Origin of the sequence: Micromonospora sp. KC213, from assembly GCF_004348325.1 — a bacterium.
GTDB lineage: Bacteria > Actinomycetota > Actinomycetes > Mycobacteriales > Micromonosporaceae > Micromonospora.
Map to the genome: position 1 here is coordinate 1 of NZ_SMKF01000275.1, position 5037 is coordinate 5037.

At 73.4% G+C, this 5037-nt stretch carries 6 protein-coding genes; 3 read left to right on the forward strand and 3 right to left on the reverse strand.

The annotated features are described in order from the left end of the window. The first annotated feature begins 224 nt into the window (after positions 1-224). Together E1166_RS29415 and E1166_RS29420 are read left to right on the forward strand one after the other, a co-directional pair. Positions 225-512 (forward strand): GlsB/YeaQ/YmgE family stress response membrane protein, encoded by a 288-nt coding sequence (locus tag E1166_RS29415; protein ID WP_132343098.1) that lies wholly within the window; start codon positions 225-227, stop codon positions 510-512. A gap of 199 nt (positions 513-711) precedes the next feature. Next, positions 712-1356 carry an MOSC domain-containing protein gene (locus tag E1166_RS29420; protein WP_132343099.1) on the forward strand — a complete coding sequence of 215 codons (645 nt, stop codon included), beginning with the start codon at positions 712-714 and terminating at the stop codon, positions 1354-1356. A gap of 29 nt (positions 1357-1385) precedes the next feature. On the opposite strand, the gene E1166_RS29425 is transcribed toward E1166_RS29420, so the two are convergent. Together E1166_RS29425 and E1166_RS29430 are read right to left on the reverse strand one after the other, a co-directional pair. Beyond that, positions 1386-2246 carry a hypothetical protein gene (locus E1166_RS29425; protein WP_132343103.1) on the reverse strand — a complete coding sequence of 287 codons (861 nt, stop codon included), beginning with the start codon at positions 2244-2246 and terminating at the stop codon, positions 1386-1388. 119 nt (positions 2247-2365) lie between these two features. Then, on the reverse strand, positions 2366-3166 hold the full coding sequence (locus tag E1166_RS29430; protein WP_132343100.1) for an enoyl-CoA hydratase-related protein: 801 nt from the start codon (positions 3164-3166) through the stop codon (positions 2366-2368). Between the two features lie 19 nt (positions 3167-3185). Here E1166_RS29430 and hemW point away from each other — a divergent pair, with 19 nt between their 5' ends. After that, positions 3186-4409 (forward strand): radical SAM family heme chaperone HemW, encoded by a 1224-nt coding sequence (gene hemW / locus E1166_RS29435; protein WP_207914644.1) that lies wholly within the window; start codon positions 3186-3188, stop codon positions 4407-4409. Positions 4410-4462: 53 nt separating this feature from the next. Here hemW and E1166_RS29440 read toward each other — a convergent pair. After that, a partial coding sequence (locus E1166_RS29440; RefSeq protein WP_132343102.1) for a DUF4870 domain-containing protein occupies positions 4463-5037 on the reverse strand: 575 nt, incomplete at its 5' end.

Genomic DNA, 5037 nt, shown 5'->3' on the forward strand with positions numbered 1-5037 from the left:
GCGTTCCGGTGTCCGTCGTACTTCTTTCCCGGCCGTCCCCGCACCCCGCCCTGCCTTGACCTGGCACTCCGTTGCGCGAACGGGAGCCGGCGAAGGACGACGGCATCGACGTCGGGAAAGGTGATGCCGTGCCACCGGTTTGGAATTTCGGGCGGTCGGGAACTTAGCGGTCACGACAGGAACCACACAGACCGTGTGACTTGATTATCAAGAGGAGGGCGACCGTGGAGTTCACTGTTTGGGGCATCATCACCGCGCTCGTTGTTGGTCTCATCGTCGGCGCTCTGGGCCGCCTGGTCGTGCCGGGCCGCCAGGACATGCCGATGTGGCTGCACATGCTGATCGGTGTCGGCGCGGCCCTGCTGGGCACGGTGCTGGCCCGGGCCATGGGCATCGCCACCGCGACCGCCGGCATCGACTGGGGAGAGTTGCTGGTGCAGGTCGTGCTGGCCGCCATCGCCGTGGCCCTGGTGGCCGGCGTGGGTCGCCGCCGCAGCGTCACGCACCGGTAATCGCCGCACCGTACGTCGAACGGGCGTCCGACCTTCTGGTCGGGCGCCCGTTCCGGCTTCCCTGCCGGAGTACGTCGCCGCACGTCGCCCACGCGCCGCCGCACGACGGCCCACGCGCCGCCCGCGTGCCGGCCTGACGGGAACGGACGCCAGAGCGGGCCGGTGTCCTCGATCCCGCCGGTCGCCTAGGCTGTCCGCCATGACGGGCAGGGTGGCGACGGTGAACCTGGGCGTGGTGACCGAGGCGGCGTGGGCGGGTGACCCGAGCGGTCGCAGCGGGATCGACAAGCGACCGGCCGGCGGGCCGGTGCCGGTGCGCTTCACCGGGGTCGTCGGCGACTTCATCGGCGAGCGGGCCCACCACGGCGGCCCCGACCAGGCGGTCTACGCGTACGCGGCGGAGGACGCCGAGTGGTGGTCGGCGGAGTTGGGCCGGCAGATCCCGCCCGGCGCGTTCGGCGAGAACCTCACCACCTGGGCGGTGGACGTGACCGGCGCGGTGATCGGCGAGCGGTGGGTGATCGGTTCGACCGTGCTCCAGGTGACGAAGCCGCGGACCCCGTGCACGACCTTCGCCGGCTACTGGGGCGTACCGGACCTGATCCGACGCTTCACCGAGCGGGCGGTGCCCGGGGCGTACCTGCGGGTGCTCCAGGAGGGTGAGATCGGCGCCGGGGATCCGGTGGAGGTGGTGGACCGGCCCGCGCACGGGGTCACCATCGGGGAGGTGTTCCGGGCGATGAGCCTCCAGCCCGAGCTGCTGCCCCGGCTGCTCGACGCCACCGACCTGCCCGAACCGATGTTGGAGAAGATCCACCGTCGGGTGACCGGCACCGGCCGGTAGGCGAACCTGCCGGGGCGGTCGGTGGTCGGTCAGCGTTCGGCGAAGACCTCCGCCAGCACCTGTCCGTCGGTCGGGCGGCCGTCGGCCACCTGGTCCCAGGTGCCGTCCTCGGCGGTCCACTCCAACTCCCCGAAGCGAACTCGCTTCACCCCGTGGTCGGGGGCGTGCGAGACCAGCCAGTGGGCGTAGCGCCAGCCGGCACGCGGATCGGTGACCGGGACGGTGAGGCCGGTCAGTTCGGCCGCCGGGGCCATGCCCGCCAGGCCCCAGTCCAGCGTGAGACCTCGGGTGAGCGCCGCGGCGGCGGCCTCGCCACGCATCACCGGCCGGCTGCTCACCGTGCAGGCCACCGCGCCGGTCGCCTCGCCGAGCAGGGCCCGGGTCAGCACCTCCGACTCGTCGGCCCACTTCTGGTACGCCGTCGGGAACGCCGACCGTTGGACGGCCTGGGCGGCGTCGGTGACCCGCATCTTCTCCCACCCGCGCACCTTCTTGAGCGCGGCGTAGAACCGGTTCGCGGCGTACCGCTGGTCCTGGATCTGCTCGGGGGTGCCCCAACCCTGGCTCGGCCGCTGCTGGAACAGGCCGAGCGAGTCCCGGTCGCCGTGCGCGAGGTTGCGCAGCCCGGATTCCTGGTACGCGGTGGCCAGCGCCACCACGACCGCCCGTTCGGGCATCTCCCGCTGCATGCCGATCGCCGCGATCGTCGCGGCGTTGGCCATCTGCTCGGCGTCGAGCTGCACCCTGCCGTCGGCCTGGACGGTGCAGGTGCGGGTGAGGAGGGGGAGTCGGAGACGTTCGCCGAGCTGCTGGATGGCGTAGACCCCGACCAGGGCTACCACCGCGACCACGACACCGGCTGCCACGATTGCCCGATTTCGCACCCGCACCTCCTGTTTCGAGGTTTCCAAGCGTACGTCCCTCCGGAGATGAATCGGGTCAGTCAACCGGCTCACCTTCCCCGGAAAAATCAGGAATAAAGCGGGACGGAAGCAGACCTTTCAGGGAGCTAAGCCGTCGCCTCCCGCGCCGGAGTCGGCACCCAGGCCGCGTCCCGCTTCTCGCGGAAGGCGGCCACCCCCTCCCGCCCCTCCGCGGAGAGGAAGAAGGTGGTGGAGACGGCGGACAACGCGGCGATCTCGGTACGCAGGTCGGCGCCGGGCGGCCGGCGCAGCAGTTCCTTCGCCCCGGCGAGCGCCCCCGGCGCCCCCCGGACCAGCGACGCGGCGAACCGCTCGACCGCCGCGTCCAGCCCCGCGGCCGGCACCGCTGCGGTGACCAGGCCGATCTCGGCGGCCCGGCGGCCGTCGAAGGTGTCTCCGGTCAGGTACAGCTCGGCCGCCGCGCGGGGGAGCAGGCGGGGCAGCACGGTGGCGGAGATGACCGCCGGAACCACCCCGATCCGTACCTCGGTGAAGGCGAACGTCGCCTCCTCGGCGCAGACCGCCAGGTCGGCCGCCGCGATCAGGCCCAGCCCGCCGGCCCGCGCCGGACCGGCCACCTTCGCCAACACCGGCTTCGGGCACTCCCACACCGCCGCCAGCACGTCGCCGAGCATCCCCGCGGGCACCGAGCCGCTGGCGTACGCCGCCGCCGTCTCCTTCAGGTCCGCCCCGGAACAGAAGACCGGGCCGGTGTGGTCGAGCACGACGACCCGGACCGTGTCGTCGGCGACCGCCGCGGCGAGGCCGGCCAGCAACTCGGTCATCAACGGGGTGGAGAGCGCGTTGCGGTTGTGCGGGCTGTCCAGGGTGAGGGTGGTCACCCCACGGGCGGTGGCGACCCGCACGAGGCGGTCGGGAGTGGTCATGGCGGGCACACTAGTGGCCATGCCCGGCGTCCTTCCAGAAGGCGAGACCGTCCCCGCCGACGGGTCGCTGCCCGCCGCCGCCCTGCACGCGGTCGGCGCGCGTGGCTTCGGCGTGTACGTCCACGTCCCGTTCTGCGCCAGCCGCTGCGGCTACTGTGACTTCAACACGTACACGGCGGCCGAACTGGGCGGCGGCGCGGACCGCGAGTCGTACGCCGACACGGTCCTCGCCGAACTGGCGCTCGCCGCCCGGGTGCTCGGCGACGCCCGGCCACCCCGGGTGGACACCGTCTTCGTCGGCGGTGGCACCCCGACCCTGCTCCCCGCCGACGACCTGGCCCGCATCCTCGACGGCATCGACCGCACCTGGGGACTGGCCGCCGACGCCGAGGTGACCACCGAGGCCAACCCCGAGTCGGTGACCCCCGGGTCGTTGAAGACCCTGCGGGCGGCCGGGTACACCCGGATCTCGCTCGGCATGCAGTCGGCCGCGCCGGGAGTGCTGGCGGTGCTCGACCGGCGGCACAGCGCCGGCCGGGCCGTCGCCGCCGCCGGGGAGGCCCGGGACGCCGGGTTCGACCACGTCAACCTGGACCTGATCTACGGCACGCCGGGGGAGAGCGCGGCGGACTTCGCCGCCTCGCTGGCACAGGTCGTCGCCGCGGGCGTCGACCACGTCAGCGCGTACGCCCTGATCGTGGAGGACGGTACCCGGCTCGCCGCCCGGATGCGTCGCGGCGAGCTGCCGTACCCCTCCGACGACGTGGCCGCGGACCGGTACCTGGCCGCGGAGGCCGCCCTCGACGCGGCCGGTTTCTCCTGGTACGAGGTGTCCAACTGGGCACGCGGCGAGGCGGCCCGGTGCCGGCACAACCTGCTCTACTGGACCGGTGCCGACTGGTGGGGGCTGGGGCCGGGCGCGCACAGCCACGTCGGCGGGGTGCGCTGGTGGAACGTCAGGCATCCCTCGGCGTACGCGAAGCGGCTGGTCGCCGGCGGGTCGCCCGGCCTGGCCCGGGAGATCCTGACCGCTGAGGAGGCACACACGGAGGACGTGATGCTGCGGTTGCGGCTCGCCTCCGGTCTGCCGCTGGCGACCCTGGATCCGGCCGGGGCGGCCGGCGCGCGGCGGGCGCTCGCCGATGGCCTGCTCGACCCGGTGCGGTACGCGGCGGGCCAGGCCGTGCTCACCCTGCGTGGCCGGCTGCTCGCCGACGCCGTCGTGCGTGACCTGCTGCCCTGACCGGCTTTCGTGCGACGGCAGCGGCGCGGGGTTGAGGCCGCCCGCTGCGTGCATCACTTCACCAGGCGGATGCTCATCGGGTAGCGGTAGAGCTCCCCCTCGTTGGCCTTGACGCCAGCGATGACGCCGAGGATCACTGCCACCAGCCAGGGGCCGGCCAGCAGAAAGAACAGGAAGCTGCCGATGCCGAGGGTGACGACCGTTCCGCAGCACAGGACGATGCTGAGCGCGAGAGAGGCACCGAGCCAGGTGAGCTGGAAGTTGAGTGCTTCTACGGCGTGTGCGCGAACCGTCGGGGACTGGTTGCCCCTGCCCAGCATGGCGATGAGCGGGGGGACGAAGCCCAGCCAACCGAAGAGGGCCGTTCCCGCCGCGCCGCCGAAGTGCGCCACCAGAGCCCAGGTCTTGTCCTCGTTGTTGGCCCAGCCTCCGCTCGGAGCGCCGTACCCGCCGGCGGTGGGATAGCCGACGCCCGGGGACGGATAACCACCCGGTGGGTAGCCACCCGGCGGCGGAGGGTAGCCGCCGGGCGGCGGGTAGCCACCCGGCGGCGGCGGTTCCCCGCCGGGCGGGGGATAGCCGCCCGCCCCGGGCGCGCCGGACAGGGGTGCGGTGGGCGGCTCGGGGG

What these genes read in the sequence shown, in the direction of transcription:
- E1166_RS29420 (WP_132343099.1), top strand. Translation starts at nt 712, where the DNA reads ATGACGGGCAGGGTGGCGACGGTGAACCTGGGCGTGGTGACCGAGGCG.
- E1166_RS29430 (WP_132343100.1), bottom strand. Translation starts at nt 3,166, where the DNA reads ATGACCACTCCCGACCGCCTCGTGCGGGTCGCCACCGCCCGTGGGGTG.
- hemW (WP_207914644.1), top strand. Translation starts at nt 3,186, where the DNA reads ATGCCCGGCGTCCTTCCAGAAGGCGAGACCGTCCCCGCCGACGGGTCG.